At 68.7% G+C, this 26,104-nt stretch carries 32 protein-coding genes; 18 read left to right on the forward strand and 14 right to left on the reverse strand.

Annotated features, from left to right (window positions below; translation table 11 throughout):
• Position 1: 1 nt before the first annotated feature.
• Entirely contained in the window at positions 2 to 463 is a 462-nt protein-coding gene (gene queF, locus VN378_RS07470) for a preQ(1) synthase (protein WP_325742464.1), read from the reverse strand.
• A gap of 110 nt (positions 464 to 573) precedes the next feature.
• Between queF and VN378_RS07475 the strand changes: the two genes are divergently transcribed.
• From VN378_RS07475 to VN378_RS07505, 7 genes are all read left to right on the forward strand, one after another.
• The gene (locus VN378_RS07475; RefSeq protein WP_325742465.1) at positions 574 to 1,500 is read left to right on the forward strand and encodes a nitronate monooxygenase family protein; all 927 of its coding nucleotides are present in this window, start codon (positions 574 to 576) and stop codon (positions 1,498 to 1,500) included.
• 30 nt (positions 1,501 to 1,530) lie between these two features.
• Positions 1,531 to 2,229: a TorF family putative porin gene (locus VN378_RS07480; protein WP_325742467.1), complete on the forward strand. Its 699-nt coding sequence runs from the start codon at positions 1,531 to 1,533 to the stop codon at positions 2,227 to 2,229.
• A gap of 38 nt (positions 2,230 to 2,267) precedes the next feature.
• Positions 2,268 to 2,480, forward strand: coding sequence for a hypothetical protein (locus VN378_RS07485; RefSeq protein ID WP_325742469.1), 213 nt, complete (start codon positions 2,268 to 2,270; stop codon positions 2,478 to 2,480).
• A gap of 161 nt (positions 2,481 to 2,641) precedes the next feature.
• Positions 2,642 to 2,854 (forward strand): cold-shock protein, encoded by a 213-nt coding sequence (locus VN378_RS07490; RefSeq protein WP_055828888.1) that lies wholly within the window; start codon positions 2,642 to 2,644, stop codon positions 2,852 to 2,854.
• Positions 2,855 to 3,106: 252 nt separating this feature from the next.
• Positions 3,107 to 3,319 (forward strand): cold-shock protein, encoded by a 213-nt coding sequence (locus VN378_RS07495; protein WP_055828885.1) that lies wholly within the window; start codon positions 3,107 to 3,109, stop codon positions 3,317 to 3,319.
• Between the two features lie 100 nt (positions 3,320 to 3,419).
• Positions 3,420 to 3,692 (forward strand): hypothetical protein, encoded by a 273-nt coding sequence (locus VN378_RS07500; RefSeq protein ID WP_325742472.1) that lies wholly within the window; start codon positions 3,420 to 3,422, stop codon positions 3,690 to 3,692.
• 78 nt (positions 3,693 to 3,770) lie between these two features.
• On the forward strand, positions 3,771 to 4,289 hold the full coding sequence (locus VN378_RS07505; RefSeq protein WP_325742474.1) for a hypothetical protein: 519 nt from the start codon (positions 3,771 to 3,773) through the stop codon (positions 4,287 to 4,289).
• A 3-nt stretch (positions 4,290 to 4,292) separates the two neighbouring features.
• On the opposite strand, the gene VN378_RS07510 is transcribed toward VN378_RS07505, so the two are convergent.
• Entirely contained in the window at positions 4,293 to 5,456 is a 1,164-nt protein-coding gene (locus tag VN378_RS07510; protein WP_325742476.1) for a cystathionine gamma-synthase, read from the reverse strand.
• A gap of 4 nt (positions 5,457 to 5,460) precedes the next feature.
• Complete coding sequence (locus VN378_RS07515; protein WP_325742478.1) at positions 5,461 to 6,864, reverse strand: cystathionine beta-synthase; 1,404 nt, start codon at positions 6,862 to 6,864, stop codon at positions 5,461 to 5,463.
• 110 nt (positions 6,865 to 6,974) lie between these two features.
• On the opposite strand from VN378_RS07515, the gene rnr reads away from it, so the two are divergent.
• The 3 genes from rnr (at position 6,975) to VN378_RS07530 (ending at position 10,889) form a co-directional block, all read left to right on the forward strand.
• Positions 6,975 to 9,290, forward strand: a complete 2,316-nt coding sequence (gene rnr / locus VN378_RS07520) for a ribonuclease R (protein WP_325742480.1) — start codon at positions 6,975 to 6,977, stop codon at positions 9,288 to 9,290.
• A 66-nt stretch (positions 9,291 to 9,356) separates the two neighbouring features.
• A complete protein-coding gene (locus tag VN378_RS07525) occupies positions 9,357 to 10,091 on the forward strand; it encodes a hypothetical protein (protein WP_325742482.1) in 735 nt (244 codons plus the stop codon).
• 84 nt (positions 10,092 to 10,175) lie between these two features.
• A complete protein-coding gene (locus VN378_RS07530; RefSeq protein ID WP_325742485.1) occupies positions 10,176 to 10,889 on the forward strand; it encodes an NUDIX hydrolase in 714 nt (237 codons plus the stop codon).
• 151 nt (positions 10,890 to 11,040) lie between these two features.
• Here VN378_RS07530 and VN378_RS07535 read toward each other — a convergent pair whose 3' ends face one another.
• From VN378_RS07535 to VN378_RS07560, 6 genes are all read right to left on the reverse strand, one after another.
• The gene (locus VN378_RS07535) at positions 11,041 to 11,661 is read right to left on the reverse strand and encodes a glutathione S-transferase (protein WP_325742487.1); all 621 of its coding nucleotides are present in this window, start codon (positions 11,659 to 11,661) and stop codon (positions 11,041 to 11,043) included.
• A gap of 16 nt (positions 11,662 to 11,677) precedes the next feature.
• The gene (locus VN378_RS07540) at positions 11,678 to 12,949 is read right to left on the reverse strand and encodes a NupC/NupG family nucleoside CNT transporter (RefSeq protein ID WP_325742489.1); all 1,272 of its coding nucleotides are present in this window, start codon (positions 12,947 to 12,949) and stop codon (positions 11,678 to 11,680) included.
• 63 nt (positions 12,950 to 13,012) lie between these two features.
• Positions 13,013 to 13,465, reverse strand: coding sequence for a DoxX family protein (locus tag VN378_RS07545; RefSeq protein ID WP_325742491.1), 453 nt, complete (start codon positions 13,463 to 13,465; stop codon positions 13,013 to 13,015).
• Positions 13,462 to 14,220 (reverse strand): putative DNA-binding domain-containing protein, encoded by a 759-nt coding sequence (locus VN378_RS07550; protein ID WP_325742492.1) that lies wholly within the window; start codon positions 14,218 to 14,220, stop codon positions 13,462 to 13,464. The genes VN378_RS07545 and VN378_RS07550 overlap by 4 nt, the downstream gene beginning before the upstream one ends.
• Positions 14,217 to 15,062, reverse strand: coding sequence for a DUF692 domain-containing protein (locus VN378_RS07555; RefSeq protein WP_325742494.1), 846 nt, complete (start codon positions 15,060 to 15,062; stop codon positions 14,217 to 14,219). The genes VN378_RS07550 and VN378_RS07555 overlap by 4 nt, the downstream gene beginning before the upstream one ends.
• 6 nt (positions 15,063 to 15,068) lie before the next feature.
• Entirely contained in the window at positions 15,069 to 15,362 is a 294-nt protein-coding gene (locus VN378_RS07560) for a DUF2282 domain-containing protein (protein ID WP_325742496.1), read from the reverse strand.
• A 160-nt stretch (positions 15,363 to 15,522) separates the two neighbouring features.
• Here VN378_RS07560 and VN378_RS07565 point away from each other — a divergent pair, with 160 nt between their 5' ends.
• Together VN378_RS07565 and VN378_RS07570 are read left to right on the forward strand one after the other, a co-directional pair.
• Positions 15,523 to 16,065 carry a sigma-70 family RNA polymerase sigma factor gene (locus VN378_RS07565; protein ID WP_325742498.1) on the forward strand — a complete coding sequence of 181 codons (543 nt, stop codon included), beginning with the start codon at positions 15,523 to 15,525 and terminating at the stop codon, positions 16,063 to 16,065.
• Positions 16,055 to 16,687 (forward strand): DUF1109 domain-containing protein, encoded by a 633-nt coding sequence (locus VN378_RS07570; RefSeq protein WP_325742500.1) that lies wholly within the window; start codon positions 16,055 to 16,057, stop codon positions 16,685 to 16,687. The genes VN378_RS07565 and VN378_RS07570 overlap by 11 nt, the downstream gene beginning before the upstream one ends.
• Positions 16,688 to 16,691: 4 nt before the next feature.
• Here VN378_RS07570 and VN378_RS07575 read toward each other — a convergent pair whose 3' ends face one another.
• Positions 16,692 to 17,567, reverse strand: coding sequence for a branched-chain amino acid aminotransferase (locus VN378_RS07575; protein WP_325742502.1), 876 nt, complete (start codon positions 17,565 to 17,567; stop codon positions 16,692 to 16,694).
• An 88-nt stretch (positions 17,568 to 17,655) separates the two neighbouring features.
• Here VN378_RS07575 and VN378_RS07580 point away from each other — a divergent pair, with 88 nt between their 5' ends.
• The 3 genes from VN378_RS07580 to VN378_RS07590 all read left to right on the forward strand — a co-directional run bounded on the left by VN378_RS07580 (position 17,656) and on the right by VN378_RS07590 (position 20,314).
• Entirely contained in the window at positions 17,656 to 18,387 is a 732-nt protein-coding gene (locus VN378_RS07580) for a response regulator (protein WP_055828846.1), read from the forward strand.
• Between the two features lie 7 nt (positions 18,388 to 18,394).
• Positions 18,395 to 19,738: an ATP-binding protein gene (locus VN378_RS07585; RefSeq protein ID WP_325742507.1), complete on the forward strand. Its 1,344-nt coding sequence runs from the start codon at positions 18,395 to 18,397 to the stop codon at positions 19,736 to 19,738.
• Positions 19,739 to 19,819: 81 nt separating this feature from the next.
• Positions 19,820 to 20,314: a hypothetical protein gene (locus VN378_RS07590; RefSeq protein ID WP_325742509.1), complete on the forward strand. Its 495-nt coding sequence runs from the start codon at positions 19,820 to 19,822 to the stop codon at positions 20,312 to 20,314.
• Here VN378_RS07590 and VN378_RS07595 read toward each other — a convergent pair.
• The 3 genes from VN378_RS07595 to VN378_RS07605 form a co-directional block, all read right to left on the reverse strand.
• Entirely contained in the window at positions 20,311 to 21,111 is an 801-nt protein-coding gene (locus VN378_RS07595) for a pyrroline-5-carboxylate reductase family protein (RefSeq protein ID WP_325742511.1), read from the reverse strand. The genes VN378_RS07590 and VN378_RS07595 overlap by 4 nt on opposite strands.
• Positions 21,112 to 21,116: 5 nt before the next feature.
• On the reverse strand, positions 21,117 to 21,620 hold the full coding sequence (locus VN378_RS07600; RefSeq protein ID WP_325742513.1) for a YbjN domain-containing protein: 504 nt from the start codon (positions 21,618 to 21,620) through the stop codon (positions 21,117 to 21,119).
• 64 nt (positions 21,621 to 21,684) lie between these two features.
• Complete coding sequence (locus VN378_RS07605; protein WP_325742515.1) at positions 21,685 to 21,972, reverse strand: accessory factor UbiK family protein; 288 nt, start codon at positions 21,970 to 21,972, stop codon at positions 21,685 to 21,687.
• Between the two features lie 190 nt (positions 21,973 to 22,162).
• Between VN378_RS07605 and lgt the strand changes: the two genes are divergently transcribed.
• From lgt to pgeF, 3 genes are read left to right on the forward strand one after another with little or no spacing between them, the layout of a single operon-like run.
• Positions 22,163 to 23,035, forward strand: a complete 873-nt coding sequence (gene lgt / locus VN378_RS07610) for a prolipoprotein diacylglyceryl transferase (protein ID WP_325742517.1) — start codon at positions 22,163 to 22,165, stop codon at positions 23,033 to 23,035.
• Positions 23,036 to 23,053: 18 nt separating this feature from the next.
• Positions 23,054 to 24,127, forward strand: a complete 1,074-nt coding sequence (locus VN378_RS07615) for a class I SAM-dependent methyltransferase (RefSeq protein WP_325742519.1) — start codon at positions 23,054 to 23,056, stop codon at positions 24,125 to 24,127.
• Positions 24,128 to 24,129: 2 nt separating this feature from the next.
• A complete protein-coding gene (gene pgeF, locus VN378_RS07620) occupies positions 24,130 to 24,900 on the forward strand; it encodes a peptidoglycan editing factor PgeF (RefSeq protein WP_325742521.1) in 771 nt (256 codons plus the stop codon).
• Positions 24,901 to 25,085: 185 nt separating this feature from the next.
• On the opposite strand, the gene lpxC is transcribed toward pgeF, so the two are convergent.
• Positions 25,086 to 25,985, reverse strand: coding sequence for a UDP-3-O-acyl-N-acetylglucosamine deacetylase (gene lpxC / locus VN378_RS07625; protein WP_325742573.1), 900 nt, complete (start codon positions 25,983 to 25,985; stop codon positions 25,086 to 25,088).
• Between the last annotated feature and the right edge of the window lie 119 nt (positions 25,986 to 26,104).

Below are 26,104 nucleotides of genomic sequence, written 5' to 3' on the forward strand. Positions count from 1 at the left end.
TCTACCCCCGCCCGCGATACGTCGGCACGCCCTGGTCCGGCAGCCACAGCCCCTCGGGCGCCGGGCCCGTCTGCCAGAAGACGTCGATCGGTATGCCGCCGCGCGGATACCAGTAGCCGCCGATTCTCAGCCATTTCGGCTGCAGCAGATCGGCGATCTTCTTGCCGATGGCCACGGTGCAGTCCTCGTGGAAGGCGCCGTGGTTGCGGAAACTGGTCAGGTACAGCTTCAGGCTCTTGGACTCGACCAGCCAGTCGCCCGGCGCATAGTCGATGACGATGTGGGCGAAATCCGGCTGGCCCGTCACCGGGCACAGGCTGGTGAACTCCGGCGCGGTGAAGCGCGTCAGATACAGGGTCCCGGCGTGGGGATTGGGCGCCCGCTCCAGCTCGGCCGTTTCCGGGCTTGTGGGCTGAATGGTGTGCTGGCCCAGCTGGTGCAGGCCTGAGGTGTCGGTGGTCATGGCGGGGATGTAGCCGGTTCGCCCGATCCCGTCATCATCGGGCTGAAGAAGCGTTGCCTTCCCCGGCGACACCCCGCTATCCGTAGCGAAAGACAACGGGGAACACCGCCATGGCCATTCCGGCATCGCTGCAAAAGGGCCTGAAGCTGCCGGTCATCGCGGCGCCGATGTTTCTGGTCTCCGGACCGGACCTGGTGGTCGAGGCCTGCAACGCGGGGGTGATCGGAACCTTCCCCTCGCTGAACGCCCGCACCACCGAGGGCTACAAGGACTGGATCCGCGACATCAAGGGCCGGCTGACGCCCGACGCCGCCGCCTTCGGGGTCAACCACATCGTCCACCCGACCAACCCCCGGCTGATGGCCGACATGATGGTGACGGTCGAGGAGAAGGTTCCGCTGGTCATCACCTCCCTGGGCGCCGTGCGCGACGTGGTCGAGGCGGTGCACGGCTACGGCGGCGTGGTCTTCCACGACATCGCCAACGTCCGCCACGCCCGCAAGGCGGCCCAGGCGGGCGTCGACGGCCTGATCCTGGTGGCCAACGGCGCGGGCGGCCACGCCGGGGTGGTCAATCCCTTCGCCCTCGTCGACGAGGTGCGCTCCTTCTTCGACGGGACCATCATCCTGTCCGGCTGCCTGTCGACCGGCGGCGACGTGGCCGCGGCCCTGATGATGGGCGCCGACTTCGCCTATATGGGCACCCGCTTCATCGCCACGACCGAAAGCGGCGCCCAGCCCCACTACAAGGAGATGATCGTCGAGGCCGGCTCGATGGACATCACCTACACCGCCGCCGTGTCCGGCATTCCCGCGAACTTCCTGACCCCGTCGCTGGTCGAGAACGGCATCGATCCGAAATCCCTGCCCGAGCACAAGCTGGACATGGGCGACGAAGCCAAGGCCTGGAAGACCGTCTGGTCGGCCGGTCAGGGCGCGGGGGCGGTGCGTGACATCCTGCCCACGGCGCAGCTTGTCGGTCGGCTGACGGACGAATTTTCGCAAGCCTGTGACAAATTCGACAAGAACCGTCTCTAGACCCCGCCTCGTTCAACGAGGCCGACTCACATGATCCGCACCCTGACGACCACCGCCACGGCCCTGCTGGCCTTCGCCGGTTCCGCCGCCGCCCAGGAGGCCGCGCCCGCCGCCGGAAGCTGGTCCTTCGCCTTCGGCGCGGCGACCGACAACCGCTCCAAGGACGCCTCCAAGTCGGACGGCGAGGCCTATGTCTGGGGCCAGGCGGAATGGGAAAGCGCGTCAGGCCTGTTCTACGGCGGGGCCGGCCTCGAAACGATCAAGAGCTCGATCGGCTCGGAGCTCGAAATGGAGATTGGCGCCGGCTACACGCCGCAGGTCGCCGGCTTCGACCTCGATCTCAACGCCACCTGGAAGCAGCAGATCGACGCCAATCCGGGCACGGACGACAACGCCTGGGAGTTCACGGCCGACGTCAAACGTTCCATCGGCCCCGCCAGCGGCCGCCTGCGCCTGCAGCACTCGCCCGACGGCACGGGCTCGACCCGGGCCTGGACCTGGTACGAGGCCCGCCTCGGCTGGGAGTTCACGCCCAAGCTGGAAGCCACCGCCTCCATCGGCCGGCGCGAGCAGGACAACAGCATCGACTACACCGGCTGGAACGCCGGCTTCACCTACGCCCTGACCGAAAATCTTGAGGCCGATATCCGCTATCACGCGACCGACGCCGACGTTCCGGGCGAACAATATGCCGACGCCCTCGTCGCCGGGATCAGCATCGCCTTCTGAAGCCTCGCTTTTTGCGGTGGAGCTCCTATCTAGGAGCGATGAGCAACCATCGTCCCACCACCCTCGAACGCGCCTATGAACTGGCGCGCGGCGGGGGATGCCGCACCGTAGGCGAGATCAAGACGACCCTCCAGGCCGAAGGCTTCGAGCGCATCCAGGACTCCCTGTACGGCCCCACCCTGACCGCCGCCCTGCGCAAGCTGTGCCAGGAACACTATGTCGCCGCGCCCGAGGGCGAGGCGGCTGAGTAGCCCACGGCTTGATTTTGCCGCGCCGACGCGTCAAAAGCGTTTTGTCGATCTCTCTGCGAAACGCCACCCTCTGCTTTCGCACTGAGGTCTAGCCGCTCCTTTCAGACCCGACAGGCTCCAGGGGCTCTTCCCTGAGGCCAACGCTAGCGGAGGTCCTGAAAATGGCTACCGGCACTGTTAAATGGTTCAACTCCACCAAGGGCTACGGCTTCATCCAGCCTGACGACGGCGGCAAGGACGTCTTCGTCCACATCTCGGCCGTCGAGCAGGCGGGCCTGCGCGGCCTGGATGAAAACCAGAAGGTTTCCTACGAAATCGAGCGCGACAAGCGTTCGGGCAAGGAATCGGCTGGTCAGCTGAAGACCGAAGGCTGAGTTCACGCGTCGGCCTGACCGACGCATGATTTCGACGGCGGCGCAGGCGAAGGCCCGCGCCGCCGTTTTGCCGTCTGGCGCAGCAACGCTTGCTATTGGGCCGGAAAGCGCCCATCTGGGGCTTCGTCGATCTCTTGCGAAACGCTGCTGCCCCTTTGCATCGCGCACCGAGGTCCAAAGCCGATCCCATTCAGACCCGACAGGCCGACCCGGAACCTCTTCCGGCGGTCAACGCCTAACGGAGGTCTCAAAATGGCTACCGGCACTGTAAAATGGTACAACTCCACCAAGGGCTATGGTTTCATCGCCCCCGATGACGGCGGCAAGGACGTTTTCGTCCACGCCTCGGCTGTCGAAACGTCCGACCTGGGCACGCTGAACGAAAACCAGAAGATTTCCTACGAAGTCGAACGCGACTCGCGTTCGGGCAAGGAATCGGCCGGTCGCCTCAAGGCCGCCGAATAGTTTCCGACAAGCGACCCTGCCGGGATTGATCCTGGCTGACGGAAGGGCCGGCCGCCGAACAGGCGCCGGCCCGACTGCTTTTCAACTCCAGGAGACTTCGATGACCCCGCTTGCCGACATGATCCCGACCATGAGCGACCCGGACCTGAAGGCCCTGCGCCTGAACGCCCTGCGCCTGTCCGCCTCGACCACCGCCTCGCCGACGCAGATCGCCTCCGCCGCCGACGTCATTCCCCTGATCGACGCCGAAGTCGCCCGTCGCGCCGCCGACAAGACGACCACCGCCGTCAAGAAGCCCCGCGCCCCGGCCAAGAAGAAGGTCGTCCCCGCCAGCGGCCACCAGACCGCCCTGCCGGACAGCAAGGCCGCCTGAGCCGCCTTCCGTTCCAAGCCCCGTCCTGCGATGATGCCGGTGACGACGCGAGCGCGTCGCGGACGATAGGGGCTGAGAATGATCCTGATGGCATTTGTCGTTCTGGCCATTACGGCGCTGACTGATCCCGATCCGCTTGCGCCAGCCCGTGATGGCCAAGTCCAGTGCTACACTCCTGATGTCGAACGGAAGACGTGCCGCGCCATCGGCTCATACCTCTTCGAGCCGGACGGCCGGATCATCAACGACGCGGAGAACATGCTCAACGAGGAGCCCTTTGTTATCTTGCGTGCCCGCAGTGCGGTGTATGTCCGGGACGGCGCGGTGTGCGCAACCGACGCCTTCGACGATCGCCACATCCGGACGATAGAGGTCAACGGCAACACGCTGGAAGGCGAGGCAATGTCCTCGGCGCGATCCGCGGTCGCCGCGAGCATGCGGGAAACCATCGGAACGGGCGAGTACTGTTCAACCTACCATCCCAAGCCCGACGGCTCACTTCGTGCTCTCGTCACGGTCAACGGCCTGCCCCGCCCCGACGCCGAAGACATGGTCCTCTGGATTCGGCGCGAAGACGGCTGGCGCGTCGCCCCGTAGGGCTCAGCCCAGCGCCTGATCCAGGTCCGCGATCAGGTCCGCGACCTCCTCCACGCCGACCGACAGCCGGATCAGGTTGTCGGTCACGCCGCCCGCCTCGCGCACCTCCTTGGGCACCGAGGCGTGGGTCATGATGGCCGGATGATTGACCAGGCTTTCGACCCCGCCCAGCGATTCCGCCAGGGTGAAGACCCGGACCCGTTCCAGCACCCGCTTGGTCCGCTCCAGATCGCCGTCGATCAGGACCGTGACCATGCCGCCGTACTGGCCGTTCATCTGCCGTGAGGCCAGCGCGTGCTGCGGGTGGCTGATCAGCCCCGGATAGATGACCTTCGCCACCCCTTTGCGGTCCTCCAGCCAGCGCGCCACGGCCATGGCGTTCTCATTGTGCGCCTTCATGCGCAGACCCAGGGTCTTCAGGCCCCGGTTGGCCAGGAAGGCGTCGAACGGCCCCATCACCCCGCCGACCGAATTCTGGAGGAACTTGATCTCCTTCGCCAGCTCGGGGTTCGCCGTCACCAGCGCCCCGCCGATGATGTCCGAGTGGCCGTTCAGATATTTGGTCGCCGAATGCATGACCACGTCGGCGCCCAGCTTGAGCGGCTGCTGGCTCCACGGCGTGGCGAAGGTGTTGTCGACGATCAGCAGCAGGCCGTGCTTCTTCGCGATGCGCGACAGGCCCTCGATGTCGGCCAGCTTCATCAGCGGATTGGTCGGGGTCTCGGCCCAGATCAGCTTCGTCTTCGGCGTGATCGCCGCCTCGACCTTCGCCAGGTCGCTGAGATCGACATAGGCGAAGTCCAGCCCCATCGACCGGCGCCGCACCCGCTCGAACAGCCGCCACGAGCCGCCGTACAGGTCGTCGCCGGTGACGATGTGCGATCCGGCGTCCAGCAGTTCCAGCGCGGTCGAGGTCGCCGCCATGCCGCTGGCGAAGCCGAAGCCGTGGGTCCCGCCCTCCAGATCCGCCAGACAGGCCTCGAACGCCTCGCGCGTCGGGTTCTTGCCGCGGGCGTATTCATAGCCCTTGTTCACGCCCGGGCTTTCCTGGGCGTAGGTCGAGGTGGCGTAGATCGGCGTCATCACCGCGCCCGTCGTCGGATCGGGCCGCTGACCGGCGTGGATGGCGCGGGTCGAGAAACCCTGGCTGTTCTTGAGGCTGGCCATGGCTCTATCGGTTCAGGCTGAGGTGGTTGATCAGGTCGGTGCGGGTGATCAGGCCGACGAATTTCTCGCCGTCCAGCACGATGGCCACGCGGTCGCGGTCGAACAGGGGAATCAGGGCGTCCAGGCTCTCGCCGACCTGAACCGTATCGAGGTCGCGCGTCATGACCGTGCCGACCGGCTTCTTGAACCGCTCCTGGCGGGTGATCTCGTCGGTGTTCATCACATGGACGATGTCGCTCTCGTCCAGGATCCCCACCAGCCGCCCGTCCTGGATGATCGGCAGCTGTGACACGTCCGCGCCGCGCATCCGCTTGAAGGCGGTGTCCAGCGTATCGTCCGGCCCGGCCACCACGACGTCGCCCTTCTCGTATTTGCGCGAGATCAGGTCCGAAAGGTCGCCATGAAGCGGTTGCCCGCCCAGCCCCTGATCGGCCAGCCAGGCGTCGTTGTAGACCTTGGACAGATATTTGGCCCCGGTGTCGCAGACGAAGGTCACGACCCGCTTCGGCTCCGTCTGCTCGCGGCACCAGCGCAGGGCGGCGGCGATCAGGGTGCCCGATGACGACCCGGCCAGCACGCCTTCCTTGAGTAACAGTTCGCGCACCGTCGCGATCGCCTCCGCGTCCGGGATCGAATAGGCCTTGTCGATCAGGCTCATATCGGCCGTGTCCGGCACGAAATTCTGGCCGATGCCCTCGACCGTGTAGCTGCCCTCCGGGCCCGGCACGCCCTCGTTGACGATGCCGGCCAGGGTCGAGCCGACCGGGTCGGCGAGGATGACCTTCGCCTTCGAGCCGACGCTCTTGAGGTAACGGGCGACGCCCGTGATGGTCCCGCCCGAGCCGATGCCGGCCACGAAGGCGTCGATGTCGCCGCCCATCTGCTGCCAGATCTCGGGCCCCGTGGTCTGGAAATGGGCCAGGGAGTTGGCGTCGTTGGCGAACTGGTTGACGTAGAATCCGCCCGGGATCTGCTGCGCCAGCCGCTCGGCCATGTCGGTGTAGTATTCGGGATGCCCGTGCGGCACGTCCGAACGCGTCAGGCGAACATCGGCGCCCATGGCCCTGAGATGCTGGATTTTTTCCTTGGACATCTTGTCCGGGATGACCAGAAGCACCTTATAGCCCTTGGCCTGACCCACCAGCGTCAGCGCCAGACCGGTGTTGCCGGCCGTCGCCTCGACGATGGTCCCGCCGGGCTTCAGAAACCCCTCCGCCTCGGCCGCTGCGATCATCGACAGGGCGATGCGGTCCTTGATCGACCCGCCCGGGTTCTGCGCCTCCAGCTTCAGGAACAGACGGCACGGGCCGGTGTCGATCTTCGTCACCTCCACCATCGGCGTCTTGCCGATCAGGTCCAGCAACGAGCCGGTCGGACCGGACAGGACGGGCGTGGCGGCCAACGACATTCAATCACTCCAGAGGTTTCGCGCCGGAAGCTAGGCGCAGCCCCTGTCCATCACAAGCCGCGCAAGATTTCGCCTCCGAAGAGGCCGGTCGTGCGTTATCAAGGATACAAATGAGCAAATCACCCCGCCGGCCCGTCGCCGGACTCCCCGACGAAGAAACGCTGATCGCCTTCCTCCGCGAAGCCGGATCAGCCGAGAAAACCGATATCGCGCGCCACTTCGGCCTGAAGGGCGGCGAGCGCCGCGCCCTGCGCGAAATGATCCGCGCCCTTGAGGAAGCCGGAAAGTTGGGCAAGCGCGGCCGCAAGGGCTTCGCCGAGGTCGGCGCCATGCCCGCCGTCGGCGTCGCCGACGTGGTCGAGCGCGACATGGACGGCGAACTCTACGTCCGTCTGGTCGAGGCCTCGGCCGACGCCCCGCGCGCCCTGCTGGTCCCCGACAACGACAAGCCCGGCCCCGCGCCCGGCATGGGCGACCGCGTCCTGGTCAAATTCATCCGCGGCGAGGATGGCTGGGAAGCCCGGCTGATCAAGACCCTCGACGCCGGCGCCAACAAGGTGCTGGGCGTCATCCGCAAGTCCAACAAGGAGGTCCGGGTCGAACCCGTCGACCGCAAGTCGAAAGACGTGCTGCTGGTCCCCCACGCCCAGGCCGAGGGTCTGCGCGACGGCGACCTGGTCCTGGCCGCCATCGAGAAGGGCGACCAGCGCTACGGCCCGAAACGCGGCAAGATCCTCGAGAAGATCGGGCATGAGGGCGACGCCCGCGCCGCCTCCCTGATCGCCATCGCCGCCCACAATGTGCCGATGGGCTTCTCGGAAGCCGTCGAGAAGGAGGCCGAGGACCAGGAGCTTCCGTCTCTGAAGGGCCGCGAGGACCTGCGCGACCTGCCGCTGATCACCATTGACCCCGCCGACGCCCGCGACCACGACGACGCCGTCTACGCCATGCGCGACGAGGACCCCAGGAACGCCGACGGCTGGGTCGTCTGGGTCGCCATCGCTGACGTCGCCGCCTATGTCCGGCCCAACACCCATCTCGACCGCGAGGCGCGCGACAAGGGCAACTCCACCTACTTCCCCGACCGCGTCGAGCCGATGCTGCCCGAGCGCCTGTCCAACGGCCTGTGCAGCCTCAAGGAGGGCGAGAACCGCGCCTGCATGGCCGTGCGCATGGTCTTCGACAAGGACGGCCGAAAGACGGGGCACAAGTTCGTCCGCGGCCTGATGCGGTCGCAGGCCAAGCTGTCCTACGAACAGGCCCAGGCCGCCATCGACGGCCAGGCCGACGATGCGACCGGCCCGATCATGGAGGCCATCCTCTATCCGCTGTGGAACGCCTACCGGACCATGCTGAAGGGCCGGATGAAGCGCAGCCCCCTGGCCATCGAAAGCCCGGAACGCCGCATTCGCATGAACGACCAGGGCCAGATCATCTCGATCGAGCCCCGCGTCAGCCTCGAGGCCCACCGGCTGATCGAGGAGATGATGATCCAGGCCAACGTCTGCGCCGCCGAAACGCTGGAGCAGAAGCGCACCCCCCTGCTCTATCGCGTCCACGACGCCCCCAGCCAGGAGAAGCTGTTCAACCTCGGCGACTTCCTCCAGACCATCGGCAAGCCCTGGACCAGGGGCGAGCCCGCCACGACCAAGCGGTTCAACAAGCTGCTGGACGAAACCCGCGGCGGCGACCACGCCGAGGTCGTCAACGAGGTCGTTCTGCGCAGCCAGATGCAGGCCATCTATTCGGCCGAGAACGTCGGCCACTTCGGCCTGAACCTCGACCGCTACGCCCACTTCACCTCGCCGATCCGGCGCTATTCCGACCTGATCGTCCACCGCGGCCTGATTCGCGCCCTGGGGCTCGGCAAGGACGGCCTGACCGAGCGAGAGGTCGTCGAACTGCCCGCCATCGCCGAACAGGTGACCATGACCGAGCGCCGCTCGATGGCCGCCGAGCGCGCCGCCATGGACCGCTACATGGCCGCCTTCCTGCAGGAGCGGGTGGGTGCCATCTTCCCGGGCCGCATCACTGGCGTGACCCGCTTCGGCCTGTTCGTGCGACTGGAGGAAACCGGCGCCGACGGCCTGGTGCCCGTCTCCTCGCTGGGCGGGGAATATTTCCACCACGATGAGAAGCAGCACGCCCTGATCGGCGAGCGCTCGGGTCAGCGCTGGACCCTGGGCCGCACGGTCGAGGTCAGGCTGAAGGAGGCCACCCCCATCACCGGCGGTCTGGTGTTCGAAATGCTGTCCGAACCCGCGCCGCGCGATCCCAACGCCCCCGCGGCCCGTCTGGGCGTGCGCGGCCGGGGCGGCGGCGACTTCCCCAAACGCGGCGGCGGCCGTCCCGGCGGACCCAAGCCGCCCAAGGGCGGCCGGCCCTCGGGCGGGCTGAAGGGCGTGCGCAAGGGCAAGCGGCGGTAGGCGATGCCAGCGCCCGGGCCCTCATCTTCGGAACCTCTCGACCGGCTCAATCCGGTCGAGCGCGAGTTGCTGATCCTGCTCGGGCGCGGCCACACCGCGAAGTCCATCGCCACGCTGAAGGGGCTCTCCGTCGCCGCCGTCAACGAGCGTTTCCGCAACGCCCGGCGCAAGACCGGCCGCGCCAGCAGCCGTGAGATCGCCCGCCTGCTGATCACACAAGAAAATCGTCACGAATTAATCGATCTGGCCTCCGACCCGGCCAGCCCGCCAGACCTCCGTCGTCCAGACGCGCCGCCCCTCCGCCGCGTGTCGCTTCTCAGACGATGGAGTCTTCCGATGATCGCCGCAGGCCTGATCGCCGTCGCTCTGCTCGCGCAGCAGACCGCCGCCCCGCCCGCCTCCGAACCGACCGGCCGAGGTCAGCCGTTGGTGGCCGACATCCTTTCGCAACAGCAGCAAGCGCCCGACATGGCCGCCCTGCACGCGGAAGCGTCAGGCGCGCGCGATCCGGCGTGGTCGCCCGCGACCGAGGCGCTTCTAACCCGGCGCTACAATGCGATTCTCGAACCCGCCGACGGCGTCGAATCTCTCGGCGTCAACTGCAGCGCGACCCTGTGCGAGGTGGCGGGCGCCACCCGCCTCGACGTGGCCGGCGACCGCGTCGCCGGACTGCTGACCCGGCTGCAGGACGTCGGGGCCAGAGAGGGAATCCCGGGCCTGGCCGCGCACCTCAGCCACTTTGGCTCCAGCCCTGCGCGCCCAGGCGAGTTCGTTTTCGTCATCTACTGGCGCAAGGCCTGAGCCCCTGGGTGAGGTGCGGAGGCGACGAGCCGGGTCAAACCGGGCGCCGCTAGGCTGGGCCGCCGCCCGTGCTAGAGACGGGCGATGCCTGCCTCAACCCCCTTCGACGCCGCCCAGGATCTCAGGGACGCCCCGCCCACCGGCGACCGCAAACGGCCTAAGGACGCCGCTACCCTGATCCTGACGCGCGTCCGCAAGGGGACGCCCGAGGTGCTGATGGGCCGCCGCGCGCCCGGCCACGTCTTCATGGCGGCGAAATGGGTCTTCCCCGGCGGCCGCATCGATAGGGCGGACTTCACGGCGGCCTCGGCCAGCGAACTGCCCCATGCCGAACTGGCGCGTCTGACCCGCGAGACGCCGACCCGCCGCGCCCGCGCTCTCGCCCTGACCGCCGTGCGCGAGACCTTCGAGGAGACCGGCCTGCTGCTGGCCGAGCCCGCGCCCGCCGCCTCGGTGGCCGGCCCGTGGCGCGAGTTCCGGGCCGCCGGCGCCCTGCCCGATCTGGCCGCCCTGTCCTATGTCGCCCGCGCCATCACCCCGCCGGGCCGCAGCCGCCGCTTCGACGCCCGCTTCTTCATGGCCGACGCCAGGGCCTTGCTGCATCCCGAGCCGACCGCCGGTTCGGGCGAGCTGGACGAGATCGCCTGGCTGCCGCTGGATGAGGCCCGCGCGGTCGACCTGCCCGCCATCACCCGCTTCGTGCTGGGCGAGGTGTCGGAGCGGCTGGCGCACCCCGCCCGCCCCCTGCCCTTCGTCCGCATGGTGCGCGGGCGGCATGTGGTCGAGCATCAGGACTGACGGTCCCACGTCCGAAACTGACGCAGGCGCATGCTTCATTGGCCGAAACCGTGTCGGTTCCGGTCTTTGACAATCGAATCCAGAAGCAGACAGGTCCGGACGAAGTGGACTCAGTGGACTCTTCGGACTCTTCGGACTGTGTTTTTTCGGCCTAGGCGCCCGCCTTCGCCGCCGGCCGCGCCCGGCAGGTTTCCAGCCATCGGGCCAGATGGGTCAACTCTTCCGGCGGGCGGTATTTGATCAGCCGCGCGAAATCCAGACCGACCACGGCGACGATGTCGGCGATGGTGAACCGGTCCTCGGCGAGGAATTCATGCTCGGCCAGACGGCGGTCCAGCGTCTTCATGAATTTCTCGGCCGCCACCCGGTTGTAGTCGGCCAGCTGCGGCATCTGCGCCGCTTCCAGGGCGGCCAGGGCCGGGTGCGAATGGCGGACGCTGAGCATGATCGGATTGGCGAGGTAGAATTCGCACCGCCGGGTCCACATCTCGATCACCGCCTGTTCGCGCGCATCGACGCCGAACAGGTTGGGCTCGGGGTACAGGGCCTCCAGATAGCGGCCGATGGCGATGGACTCCGAGATCGTCGTCCCGTCGTCCAGCTCCAGCGCCGGCACATGGGGAACGCCGACGCGGGCCCGGTATTCGGGCGTCTTGTGCTCGCCGACCATGATGTCGATCTCGACCAGATCGACATCCTCGATGCCCTTCTCGGCCATGACCCAGCGCACCCGTCTCGGATTGGGGGCGCGGTGCGAGGTGTAGAGCTTCATCGTGCGGTCTCCGGCGTCAGCGGAATATGGCGGCCGGCATCGCCCCCACAATGGCCGCGGTCATCAGCGTGGCCAGAAAGCCGGCGAACAGCCCCTTCCACACCAGACCCAGCACCTCCTCGCGTCGCTCGGGCATCAGCACGCTGAGGCCCGTCACCGTGATGCCGACCGAGCCGATGTTGGCGAAGCCGCACAGTGCGTAGGTCATCAGCATCCGCGTCCGCTCGCTCATCTCGGCCGCCGGAACCTTGCCCAGTTCGATGAAGGCCACGAACTCGGTCAGGGTCAGCTTGACCCCCAGCAGCCAGCCGGCCTTGCCCGCCTCGGACCACTCGACCCCGGTCAGCCAGGCCACGGGCATGAACAGCCAGCCCAGCAGTCGCTCGACCGTGACGTCGTCTCCGAACAGCCAGAAGCCGCCCAGCATGACATTGACCAGCGCCACCAGGGCCACGAACACGATCAGCACGGCCGAGATGTTCAGCACCACCATCAGCCCGTCGGCCGTGCCCTTGACGATGGCGTCGATGGCGCTGTCGTACTTCAGGGCGGACTCATAGTCGGCATGCGCCCCGCCCTCGCCCGGCGTCTCCGGGATCATGATGCGGGCCAGCAGCACGCCTGCCGGGGCGGATACGATCGAGGCCACCAGCACATGGCCCGCCGCGTTCTGCATGACGGGCGACAGGATCGCCGCATAGGCCACCATGGTCGAGCCGGCCACGGTCGCCAGCCCCACCACCATCATCAGGAACAGCTCGGACCGGGTCAGCTTGTCCAGATAGGCCCGGATCACGATCGGGCTCTCGATCATGCCCAGGAAGATGTTGGCCGCCAGCGCCAGGGCCGAGGCCCCGCCCAGTCCCATCGTCCGCTGGAACAGGATGCCGAAGCCGTGGGTGACCCACTTCAGGATCTTCCAGTGCCACAGCAGGGCCGACAGGGCCGAGATCACGAGGATCAGCGGCAGCACCTGGAAGGCGAAGGTGAACAGCGCCGGCTGATTGGTCACCGCATAGGGCTGGTCGCCTCCCGCCAGATAGCCGAACACGAACTGGGTCCCCCGCTGGGTCGCCGTGTTCAGGCCGTCCACCGCCCCGGTGATGGCCGCCAGGACGTTCTGCGAGCCTGGAATGGCGAACAGCGCCAGCACCAGCGCCGCCTGAATCGCGATGGCCCCCAAGGTCAGCCGCCACGGAAACGCGCGCCGGTTCTCGGACAGGGCCCAGCAAGCGGCGACGATGACGAACAGACCCAGCAGACTCTGCAGGTTCAGATGGCTGAACATCGATGGCTCCCGACTCCCTGCTCCCCTTCCTGTCGAAGGTTGGCGGGTCGCGCAAGCGCCACGTCAGTCCAGTTGGAACAGACGATCCAGACTGATCCGGCCGGGGCCGTGTGCGACCAGATACATCAGCGGCCCCAGCCACAGCAGGTGGGTCGGCCAGCCGCCCGGCACGACGAAGAGCTGGATCACCAGCGTCATGCCGATCAGGGCGAGGGCGGAGACCCGGGTGAACAGGCCGACGACAATCAGGACCGGGAACAGATGCTCGGCCCCCGCGGCCAGCCATGCCGCGAACTCCGGCGGCAGCACCGGCACGCGATACTCCTCGGCGAACAGGTAGACGGTGCTGTCGCTGAGCGCGAACAGCCCATCGACCTTGGTCCGCCCGGACAGGAAGAAGGGCGCGGCGATCCCGGCGCGCAGGACCAGCGCGACCAGGGGCGCGGGCGTGAGGGCGCCGAGGGCGGCGTTCACGCGGGCCAACCCGCCGCGGAAGGATGGAAGGACCAGGTTCATGGGCAAGACTCCGGCTCGGCGGGGATCAGGACCTCAAGGGCGAGGATGCGGGCGAACAGACCGGCCATGCCGGACAGGTTCCGGTCGGCGGCCAGGGCGGCGGCGGCCAGCGGCCGACCCCTGCGGCAGGCGTCAAGAAAGGCCCATGCCGCGCGATCGAGCGGTCGTGCGACCACGGCGTCATCCGGCCGATGGATCAACTGTCCCTGCGGTGCGACCCGCCAGTCCAGTCCCGCGGCCGGATCGTCGGGATAGCGGTGGGCCAGCCAGAGGGAAGGCGCGCTCCAGTCGAACCAGAACAGGCGCGCCGATGGATGCAGCGTCATGACCCGCCCGGCGAGACCGGCCCCGGCGGCGGCGGCGGCGCGTGCGTCAAGCCTCGGCGCGTCGGCCGCGAGATGCGCTTCGGTCCAGGCCCGGTCGAGACGCGCGCACGGCCCGAGGTAGGGCATGTCGCGGGCGGGATCGAACAGCCCCAGCCAGTCCGGGAAGCCTGCTCCATAGTCCGCCAGGACCGCTGATCCGCCAGGCTCCGCCGCGACATAGGCGGCTGCGGCGGCGCGAAACCAGTGCTCGCCGACCATCCGGACGATGGTGGGGAAATTGGCCTCCAGGGCGTCGATCCGTCCCTTGGCGGCGGTGTTGCGGTAAACAGCCATCGCCCCCGACGCCCGCCCATCCTGGACAAGGTGGGGCTCCAGCGACTCCAGGTCGCCATTCAGGGCGGCGGTGAAGGCGGCGTGAAAGGCCGTCATGCCGCGACCCCGGCCATGAGCACTCCAGCGGCCCGGGCCTGTTCGGCGAGCAGGACGTCGAAATCGGGAATGTCGCCGTCCCGCTCGACCAGCGTCGGGCGCGGACCGACGCGGCGGACAAGGCGCTCGTACAGGGACCACACCACTTCGGCGACGGGCGTATCGTGGCTGTCGATCAGCAGGCCGGCGCCCTGGACCGGATCAGGGCGATGACCGGCCAGATGCACCTCGCCGATCAGACCCGCTGGGACGGCGTCGAGCCAGACCTCGGCCGGAAAGCCCATGTTGCTGGCGCTGACATGGACGTTGTTGACGTCGACCAGCAGGCCGCAGCCGGTCCGCCGGGCGATCTCCGACAGGAATTCGACTTCGCCCCAGTCATGGTTCGCCAGGGCGAGATAGGCGGCGGGGTTCTCGATCAGCAGCGCCCGGCCCAGCGCGCTCTGGGCTTCGTCAATGTGGTCGCAGACGAGGCGCAACATTTCCGCCGTTCGGGGAATGGGCAGCAGGTCCGGGTGGTAGACGCCGCCCCGCCGCGACCAGGCGAGATGCTCCGACACCGCGAAGGGCTCGTAGCGATCGATCAGGGCGCGGAACCGGGCGAGGTGTGCGGGATCAGGTCGTTCGTCCCCGGCCAGAGATAGCCCCACGCCGTGCAGGGAAAGGGGGTGGGAGCCCCGCACGGCGTCCAGCCACGACAGCCGGGGGCCGCCGTCGACCATGTAGTTCTCGGGATGAACCTCGAACCAGAGCCCGGCCTGGGCTCCGACCGCCGGACAGGCCGCAGCCTCGGCATAGTGCTGCGGCTTGAGCCCCAGCCCGGCGATCGGAACACAGGTCACCGCGAATCAGCGGCCGGCGATCGGGGACAGCGACCCGCGGCCCGCGGGCGTGCGGATCGCGGTGCAGGTGCCCTTGGCCACCATTTTCCAGGCGTTGCCCTGATAGTCGCGGGTCGAGGTGCCGGCGCATGAGGTTCCGGGGCCGGCGGCGCAATCATTCTGGCCGGCCTTGGCCACGCCGTAGCATTTCTCCATCTCACCGCGAGCAGGAGCCTGGGGCTGCGACTGGGCAAGGGCCGAACTGGCGCCGAGGGCGAGCAGGGCGCCGGCGCCGAGAATGATCCGGGACTGGGTCTTCATGGGGAGTCTCTCCATCTTGGCCGGCTCCAGGAGGGCGCCGGGTGACAGGGAGTTCGACAGGGCGATCGCCGTGGTTACGCTTGCGCGACCGGATTTATTTTCGACGGCGGACGCCCTTGCGCTGTAACCTTCCGGCCTCGGCATACGTACGGGACAGGACGTGTTCGAACGGGAAGCTCATCTGAAGCAGTTGATGCTGCGCGGCCTCGACGGGGACGCGACGGCCTGGCGCGCCCTGCTGACCGAAGTCCGGGGCGCTCTGACCGCCTATTACAGACGCCGGATGATCGGCCACGAGGCCGACGTGGAGGACCTGGTGCAGGAGTGCCTGATCGCCATTCACGCCAAGCGGGCGACGTTCGACCGGACTCTGGCCTTCTCGGCCTGGGCCTATGCGATCGCGCGCTACAAGCTGATCGACCACCTGCGCCGGCAAGGCCGCGCCACCGTCGTGCCCCTGGAAGATCACGCGGTGCTGCTGGCTCCGCACACGGTCGAGGACGGAGTCGTGCGACGCGACCTGGGACGGGTGTTGTCGATCCTCCCCGCGCGCCAGCGGCGGCTGATCGAAGATGTGCGTCTCAGGGGCTTCAGCGTCGCCGAGGCCGCCGCCCGCAACGGCTGCACCGAAGGCGCCGCCAAGGTCAGCGTTCACCGTGGCATGAAGGCGCTGGGCGCCCGGGTCGCCGTCCATGAAGACTGACGAACTCATCGAAGCCCTCGCCGCCGGGATCGAGCCGGTCCGGCCGGCCCGGCCATCTCCCGCCCTGTTGCTGGCGGGCGCCGGCGCCGCGATCGCCGCGGTGGCCTTGTTTCTGGGCGTCCGCCCCGACCTTGTCGTCGCCCTTCAGGGGCCCGCACCCTGGCTCAAGGCCGGCTACACCCTGGCCCTGGCCGGAGCGGGTCTCTGGCTCCTGACCCGCCTTGGCCGCCCGGGCGCCCGGGCGCGCCCCGCCGCCTGGACGCTGGTCGGGATCGTCGGAATCGCCGGCCTTGCGGGCGTGGCCGAGATCGCGAGCCTGTCGGCGGACGCCCGGATGGCGGCCTGGCTGGGGTTTACATGGCGGGTCTGCCCCCCGAACATCCTGCTGATCTCGGCCTTCGCCGCGCCCCTGACCTTCCTGGCGGCGCGGCGTCTGGCCCCCACCCGGCCGATGGCGGCCGGCGCCGCCCTGGGCGTCCTGACCGGCGCCATGGCGGCGACCGCCTACGGTCTTCATTGTCCCGAGGCGACCCTGGCCTTCCTCGCCACCTGGTACACGCTCGGCGTGGCCGCAGCGGCGGTTGTGGGCGCCGCGGTCGGTCGCTTCGCCCTGCGCTGGTGAGCGCTCAGTTCCGCCGCACCAGCCGGCCGTAGTCTTCCATCAGGCCGAGGCTCAGGGCGCCGGGGGTGAACCGGTATTCGCCGATCTCGCTCACCGGCGTCACCTCGGCGGCGGTGCCGGTGACGAAGCATTCGCTGAAGGTGGCCAGCTCTTCGGGCCGGATGTGGCGCACGACCACTTCGATGCCCTTCGCCTTGGCCATCTCGATGATGGTCTGACGCGTGATGCCATCCAGGATGGCGTCGACCGGCGGCGTGTGCAGAACGCCGTCCTGCACGAAGAAGACGTTGGCCCCCGTCGCCTCGGCCACATAGCCGCGCCAGTCCAGCATCATGGCGTCGGCGTAGCCGCGCTTCTCGGCCGCCGTCTTGGACATGGTGCAGATCATGTACAGGCCCGCCGCCTTGGCGGCCGACGGGGCAGTCATCGGATCGGGCCGGCGCCATTTGGCCCACTCCATCCGGATGCCCTTCGCCTTGGTCTCGGCGTCGAAATAGCTGGGCCACTCCCAGACGGCGATGGCGACGTGGGTCTTGTTGTGCAGGGTCGAGACGCTGACCTGCTCCGGGCCGCGATAGGCGACGGGGCGGACATAACAGTCGGATAGCCCCATCTTCTCGCAGGTCGCCTTGCAGGCGGCGTCGATCTCGGCCACGCTGTACGGAAGGTCGAAATCGAGCAGGTTTGCAGAACGCTTCAGGCGTTCGCTATGCGGGGTCAGCTTGAAGATTTCGCCGCCGTACATACGCTCACCCTCGAACACCGACGAGCCGTAGTGAAGGGCATGGGTCAGAACGTGCGTTTTCGCTTCCCGCCAGGGCACGAAATCGCCGTCCATCCAGATCCAGCCGTCACGATCGTCGAAAGGAACGAAGGCCATTGAATAACGTCTCCCGCGAAGATCACCGGGTTAGAGCCCCCGGAACCGCTCAGGTCAACGCCCGGAACCGCGCCGGGGTCGCATCCGTATGAGCGACGTGCGTTCCCACGGACGGTCCGGCCCCATCGCCGGGCCCGGCGCCGGCCGCCACCTGCTGGTCGTCGACGACGACGACCGCATCCGCGAGCTGCTGAAGGAATTCCTCGCCCGCGAGGGCTATCGCGTCACCGGCGCCGCCCACGCGGCCGCGGCGAAGCGGATGATGGAGCTGATCGAGTTCGACCTCGTGGTGCTGGACGTGATGATGCCGGGGGAGAGCGGCTTCGACCTGACCACCTGGGTCCGCTCCAAGGCCGAGACCTCGAAGACGCCGGTTCTGCTGCTGACTGCGCGCGGCGACCCGGACGACCGGATCGAGGGCCTGTCGCGCGGCGCCGACGACTATATGTCCAAGCCCTTCGACCCGCGCGAACTGGCTCTGCGGGTCGACGCCATCCTGCGCCGCACGGGCGGCAAGCCCCTGACCCCGCGCGAGATCAAGCTGGGCCCGGCGGTGTTCGACATGGAGCGGCTCGAGCTGTCGAAGGACGGCAAGCCCCAGCGCCTGACCGAGGCCGAGGCGCAATTGCTGAAGACCCTGGCCATCCACGCCCATTCGGCCGTCGAGCGCATGAGCCTGTCGCCCGACACCGCCGACATCACCGGCCGCGCCGTGGACGTCCAGGTCACCCGCCTGCGCCGCAAGCTGGAGGCCGACCCCAAGAACCCGCGCTACCTCCAGACCGTGCGCGGCGTCGGCTATATGCTGGCCCCGGACTGATCCGGCGATGAGGCTGCTTCCCGCCAGCCTCTGGCCGCGATTCCTGAAGCGGCGGCTGCCGACCTCGCTGTGGGGCCGGTCGCTGCTGATCATCGTCCTGCCGGTGCTGGTCATGCAGGTGGCCGTCACCTGGGCCTTCTTCGACATGCACTGGCAGACGGTGACCGCCCGCCTGTCCGACGGCCTGGCCGGCGACATCGCCTGGGCGGCCGAAAGCTGGCGCGACGATCCCACGCCGCAAAACATGGCCGTCATCTCCGAGCGCGCCCAACGGTCGATGTCCCTGTCCATCGCCCTGCAGGACGGCGCGACCCTGCCCGACGAGAAGCGGCGCGGTCCCGTGGGCGTAGTCGACCGGACGCTGGAAAAGGCGCTGGCCGCACGGCTGGACCAGCCCTTCTGGTTCGACACCACCCGATACCCCGCCTATGTCGACATCCGGGTGCAGCAGCCGCAGGGCGTGCTGCGCATCATCGCCCCGCGCGAGCGCGCCGTCGCCACCCAGGCTCACATCTTCGTCCTGTGGCTGCTGATCGCGACCGTCCTGCTGATGGGCGTGGCCATCCTGTTCATCCGCAACCAGGTCCGCGCCATCGAACGTCTGGCCGAGGCGGCGGAGGCCTTCGGCCGGGGCGAGACCCACGAACGGTTCAAACCGCACGGCGCCCGCGAGGTCCGCGCCGCCGCCGTCGCCTTCCTGGCCATGCGCGAGCGGATCCAGCGTCACATCGACCAGCGCACCGCCCTGCTGGCCTCGGTCAGCCACGATCTGCGCACGCCCCTGACCCGGCTGCGGCTTGAACTGGCCCTCGCGCCTCCGTTCAAGCGCGCCGACGCCATGCGCGGCGACCTGGACGAGATGGAGCACATGATCGACGAATACCTCGCCTTCGCCCGCGGCGAGGCCGGCGAGGCGGCGCAACCCGTCGCCCTGTCCGATCTGCTGGCCGCCGCCGGAGAGGATGCGCGCCGGGCCGGCGCCGAGGTGGAGGTCGCCGTGCCGGACGGGCTGACGGCGTCGTTGCGCCCCCTCGCCTTCAAGCGCGCCCTGGCCAATCTGACCGGCAATGCGGCGGCCCATGGCGAGCACGTCAGGCTCAGCGCGCGCGACCTGCCCTCGGGCGGGCTCGAGATCGCGGTCGAGGACGACGGCCCGGGCATCCCCGAGGATATGCACGAAGAGGCCTTCCGCCCATTCTCCCGGCTCGACGCGTCGCGCAACCAGAACCACAAGGGCGTAGGTCTTGGGTTGGCCATCGCCCGTGACGTCGCGCGCGGACACGGCGGCGACATCACCCTGGAACGCAGCGACATGGGCGGGCTGAGAGCCTTGATCCGCCTCCCGGGCTGATTACATTTTCGGCGCCTGCCCACTGGCCAAGCGGAGCCGTAGAGCGCATCTTCGACCCCGACAGGGCCCTTGGAGAACATCATGCGTAAACTCGCCTTCCTTGCTCCGCTCGCCGCCGTCCTCGCGGTCGCCGCCACCCCGGCCCTGGCCGATCCCGTTTCCATCAACGTCACCATCGGTCCGGAGGTGCTCGAAAGCGCCGACGAACTTGGCCAGCGCGACATCCAGGAGCAGGCGTCGCGCCTCGCCGACGTCGTGCGTCAGACGCTGGCGCGCCACGGCGCACTCGATGGCGCCGAGATCAACCTGACCCTGACGGACCTGAGGCCCAACCGGCCGACGATGCAGCAGATGGTCGACCGGCCCCAACTTGACGGAATCCGCAGCATCTCGATCGGCGGCGCCGCCATCTCGGGCCACGTGACCACCGCGGACGGCCTGATCCATCCGGTCGAGTACGACTGGTACTCGACCAGCCTCGCGGACGTGTGGGGCTTCAGCACCTGGCAGGATGCAGAGCGCGCCTATCGCCGGCTGGCGGACAACCTGGCCGACGGCCGGTACGCCAGGCGCTAGAGCGTTCGGGCCCGTTGCGCGGCGGCCGTGACGGCCGCCGTCGCCGCGCGCTCCAGATCGCCGCTCGCCGCCATGGCGTCGAGGCCCGCGCGGGTCGTGCCGCCGGGCGAGGCGATACGGGCGATCAGCGCGTCCAGCGACTCATCCGTCCCGGCCCCGGCCCCGGCAGAACGCAGGGCGCCGCGGGCCAGCCGCTGCGCCGCCTCGGCCGACAGCCCATCCACCCGCCCCGCCTCGGCCAGAGCCTTGACGAAGGCGTAGATGAAGGCGGGGGCGGAACCCGCCACCGCGGTCGCCGTATCGATCCCCGCTTCGGTCTCCATGTCCACAACATCGGCCATGGGGGCGAACAGGCTGCGGGCGACCTCGCGCGTCTCCGCATCGGAAGACCACAGGGCGGCGACGCCGCGCCCCTGCGCCACCGCTGTCGTCGGCATCACCCGGGCGACCGGCCGCGCGGAGGCCTGGGCGATGTCGGCCGCCGGAACGCCCGCCATGACCGAAACCAGCCGGGTCTGCGGACCCAGATGAGCCGTCAGCGGAACGAGAGCGGCGCGCCACGACGCCGGCTTGACCGCCAGCACCAGCACCCGCGCGCCTTCCAGCTCAGCCAGCGGCGGATTGATCGTCGCGCCCGCGGCCCGCGCCGCCTCGGCGGCGGGCTTTTCCGAGGGGGTCACGATGGTCAGGTCGGAGGGCGAAACCGTCCCCGTCTTCAGCCAGCCTTCGACGATCGCCGAGCCCAGCCGACCGCAACCCACCAGAACGACGGGACCGGTTTGCGCGGAATGGATCATGGCCGTCAGGCCGTGCCGACGGTCTCGAACAGGCAGGCGTCGATCGCCTCCTGCGGCTTCTTCGACCCGCGGATCATGAAGTCGAAGGCCGGATAGTAGCGGTCCGCCGCCTCGACCGCCGCGTCGATCATGGACGCGGCCTGGGCCAGGGTCGGGCGCTCGCCCATCGGCAGGGCCAGCGAGTGGCGGAAGACGATCTCGCCATCCTCGGCCCAGACCTCGAAATGGCCCATCCAGGTACGCTGGTTGATCAGGCCGACCAGCTCATAGGCGGCGGCGCGGCGGGCCTTGGACGCCTGCAGATCGAGGGCGCAGCACAGCTGGAGGCAGTCGCCTTCCGGCCGCCAGGCGAACCACAGCTCATAGTCCTTCCAGTCGCCGGCAAGGGCGAAGGCCAGATCGCCCTCGTCGGTCCGGTCGAACGGCAGGTTTTCGGCCACCAGGACGTGTTCCACGACATCCAGCGGATCGTAGGGAACATCGACTTCTTCGGGCCGTACAGCGTCCATCAGGCACTCTCCGGGCGCGACTCACGCCCTGTCACGCGACGGTAGGCGGGTTCGCAGATTCGGCTCAACCGGCTGCGTCCTGAGGGGGAACCGACGCTGTGGACGTTCCCGCGGCAGGCTTTTTTCCGGCCTTTGCGGGGGCTTTCAGGGCCGCGATCTCGGCGCGCAGGGCGGCGATCTCGGCTTTCAGGGCGTCGAACTCGTCACGGCGGACCAGGTCCATCTCCGCCACGAGACGGTCCGTCTGGGCGCGGAAGGCGGTTTTGGCCTCCTCGCCCGCGGCCTGGGCCAGGCCCATCGCCCCGGTCGTCAGCTTGGCGAACTCGTCGAGGATGGGGTTGCGCGTCTGCATGGGGCGGGCTCCGGCTCGGAAAGGCGAGCGTCGTTAACGAAGGTTCACCCGATATGGTGAACGAAACCTTGCTGTCGATGCGACCTGTGGCCTGATTTGGGCGCCGATGGACGCCGTGTTGCGGAAATTTCGGGGACGCGCCCCGCGACGCTTGCTAAACCGCCATGAAGAACCGCCGACAGGAGCGCCCGTGCAATTTCCCGAGTTCGATCCGGTGCTGCTCAGCATCGGCCCGCTGGATATCCGCTGGTATGCGCTGGCCTATGTCGCCGGCATCGTTCTGGGCTGGTGGTACGCCGCCCGCCTGGTGAAGGCCAACGCCCTGTGGCAGCCGGGGAAGCCGCCCGTCACGACCGTCCAGCTGGACGACCTGGTCCTCTGGCTCACCCTCGGCATTATCCTCGGCGGACGTCTGGGATTCGCCCTCTTCTATCAGCCGTCGCTGTACGGCCGTCTGTTCACCGGCGCGGACCTGGGCGAGCGGCTGTCGCTGTTCCGGCTGTGGGACGGCGGCATGTCCTTCCACGGCGGCCTTATCGGGGTGTCGCTGGCGATCGTCTGGTTCGCCTGGCGGCACAAGATCCGGCTGCTGAGCCTCGGCGACCTGGTCGCGCCCGCCGTGCCGATCGGCCTGTTCTTCGGCCGGCTCGCCAACTTCATCAACGGCGAACTGTGGGGCCGCGAGACGACCGTTCCGTGGGCCGTTCGCTTCTGCAACGACCGCATCTTCCAGCTCTACAACGGCTGCCCCGCCGGCGATGTGCCGCGCCACCCCAGCCAGCTGTACGAGGCCGGGCTGGAGGGGCTGCTGCTGTTCGCCGTCCTGTGGTTCGCCGTGCACAGGGCGAAGCTGCTGGCCAAGCCCGGCTATGTGACGGGGATCTTCCTGTTCGGTTACGGCCTGGTCCGCGCCTCGCTGGAGAATGTGCGGCAGCCCGATGCGGGCAAGCTGTCCGAACTGCCGCTGGGTCTGACCATGGGCATGATGCTGTCGGTGCCGATGATGCTGATCGGGGCCGTATTGATCTGGCGCGCGTGGAACCGGCCGCCCGCCGCCGGCTGACGGGAGCGCTGCCCGCCGATGTCGCTTCGGAATAGACTGGCGCGCGAGATCGCCCTGACCGGGCCGATGACGGTGGCCGACTATGTCGCCCGCTGCCTGCACGATCCCGAGGGCGGCTACTACGCCACCCGGCCCGCCATCGGCGCGACCGGCGACTTCGTCACCGCGCCGATGATCAGCCAGATGTTCGGCGAACTGATCGGCCTGTGGGCGGTCGAACTGTGGCGGCGACTGGGCGCGCCCGAACGGGTGCGGCTGGTCGAGGTCGGGCCGGGCGATGGAACCCTGATGGCCGACGCCCTGCGCGCCGCCCGGCTGGCGCCGGACTTTCTCGAAGCGGTCGACCTGGTCCTGATCGAGCCCAGCCCGCCCCTTCGCGCGGCCCAGGCGCGGATGCTGAACGACAGCGACGTCCACCCCCGCTGGGTGGCCGACCTGAACCGGGTCGAGACCGACGCCCCCGTCATCCTGGTCGCCAACGAGGTGCTGGACTGTCTGCCCGCGCGCCAGTTCGTGAAGACGGAGGACGGCTGGGCCGAGCGCCGCGTCGGCGTCACCGACGACGGCGGTCTGACCTTCGGACTGGTGCGGATCACCGGCGGCTTCACCCGACCGCCTTTCCCGGTCGAACCCGGGCAAACGGTCGAAATTTCGGACCAGCAGGCCGCGTTCGGCCGCGATCTGGCGACCCTGATCAGGGAGGCGTCTGGCGCGGCGCTGCTGATCGACTACGGCCGCGCCCGGCCCGGGGCGGGCGACACGCTTCAGGCCTTGCGGCGGCATCAGAAGGTCGATCCGCTGGAGACGCCGGGCGAGGCCGACCTGACCCAGTGGGTCGATTTCCCGACGGTGCTGGAAGCCGCGGTCCGCGCCGGTGCTGACGTGACCGGCGCCCTGGGCCAAGGCGAATTCCTCCGGCTGCTCGGGATCGAAGCCCGCGCCGACCGGTTGAAGACGGGACGGCCGGATGCGGCGCCCGTCATCGAGCGCCAGCTGGCCCGACTGACCGCGGACGATCAGATGGGGACCCTGTTCAAGGCCTGTGCGATCTTCTCGCCGCACACCCTGGTGGTTCCGGGCTTCGAGAGCTGAGCATGACGCTGACCCCCCTCACCCACCCGTTGCTGGACAAGGCCGGCGTCCGCCACGGCTTCTTCACCCGCCGGGGCGGCGTTTCCGCCGGCATTCATGACAGCCTGAACACCGGCCTCGGCTCCACTGACGCCGCCGCCGCCGTGGCCGAGAACCGGAGACGGGTGGCCGCACACATGGGCGGCGCCCCTGATGATTTCGCCGCCTGCTACCAGATCCATTCCAGCCTCGCCCGGGTCGCCGAGACCGGCTGGAAGGGCGATCGGCCCGAGGGCGACGCCACGGTCACCGCCGCGCCCGGCGTGATCTGCGCCGTCCTGACCGCCGACTGCGCGCCGGTTCTGCTGGCCGATCCCGAAGCCGGGATCGTCGGCGCCGCCCACGCGGGCTGGAAGGGCGCGCTGGACGGCATCGTCCACTCCACGGTCGCGGCGATGCAGGCGCTGGGCGCCGAGCCCCGCCGGATCGTGGCGGTGATCGGCCCCTGCATCGCCCAGGCATCCTACGAGGTCGGCGCGGACTTCGAGGACCGGTTCGAGCACCATGATCCGGGCAGCGGCCGCTTCTTCGTCCCCGGAGAAACCCCGGACAAGCGGTTGTTCGACCTGCCCGGCTTCGTCCTGTGGCGGCTGGAGCAGGCCGGCGTCGGCGAAGCGGCCTGGACCGGACACGACACGCGCGTGGATGAGACGCAGTTCTTCTCGAACCGCCGCGCCCACCTGAACGGGGAGCCGGACTTCGGCCGGTTGATGAGCGCGATCAGCCTGTTCTGAACGCTTTACGTCGCATGCGGTCTCGCGCCCCCGCCTTCGCGGGGATGCACGGTGTTTCAATGCCAGATCCACGGGAGAAACCGGCCGAAGACGCGGGAGTCGTCGCCGTCTCTGAAGTCCTCGGATCCGGTATTCGAAATCCCGCGGAATCCGTCTTCGAATTCCCCGTCGTCCAGAGGCCGGATTTAACCCGCCATCGCCAATTCGGGGACCCGCGTCACCTCGCGCCAGGCCTGCGGATTGGCCAGCAGCTCGCGGACCAGCAGGTTGTTGATGGCGTGGCCCGCCTTGACGCCCTCGTAGCGGCCCAGCAGGGGCGCGCCCAGCACGTACAGGTCGCCGATGGCGTCCAGCGCCTTGTGCTTGACGAACTCGCGTTCCATCCGCAGGCCGCCGGGGTTCAGGATCTGGTCACCGTCGATGACCACGGCGTTTTCCAGCGAACCGCCGCGGGCCAGGCCGGCGCGGCGCAGGGCCTCGACCTCATGGGCGAATCCGAAGGTCCGGGCGGCCATGATCTCGTTGCGGAAGGTTTCCTCGTCGACGACGAAGTCCACCACCTGGTTACCGATCACCGGCGTGTCGAAGTCGATCTCGAACCGCATCTCATAGCGGTCGCACGGCAGCAGGGCGGCGGTCTTGTCGCCATCCTGGACCCGAATCGGTTCGAGGATTTCGATATAGCGGACCGGAGCTTCCTGACGGCGGAAGCCGGCCCGGTCCAGCAGCTGGACGAACTGCAGCGCCGAACCGTCGAGGATCGGCAGCTCGGGCCCGTCCACCTCGACCACGGCGTTCGAAATGCCCAGGGCGGCGAAGGCGGCCATCAGGTGTTCGATGGTCGACAGGCGCACGCCGGCGGCGTTCTCGATCATGGTGTTCAGGCGGGCGTCGACGACGGCCTCGCCCGAGACCGGAATGCGGTTATCGCGGTCCTTGATGTCGGTGCGCACGAAGACGATGCCGGCGCCGACCGGCGCCGGACGCACGGCCAGACGCACGCGGTCGCCCGTGTGCACGCCCACGCCCGCGATGATCGCGGGGGCGACGGTCGTCCTCTGGCGATGGTCGTAGCTGACCGGCAAGCTCAAACTCTCTAATAATTACAGCGTCCGCCACGCGTGCGGACTACGCCCCAGCAACCGTCTAACGGCGCCGTCACAAGAGCGAAATGAAAGTCGGGTTTCCGATTGTTTCGGTTTTG

This window comes from Brevundimonas sp., assembly GCF_035561115.1.
Lineage (GTDB): Bacteria > Pseudomonadota > Alphaproteobacteria > Caulobacterales > Caulobacteraceae > Brevundimonas.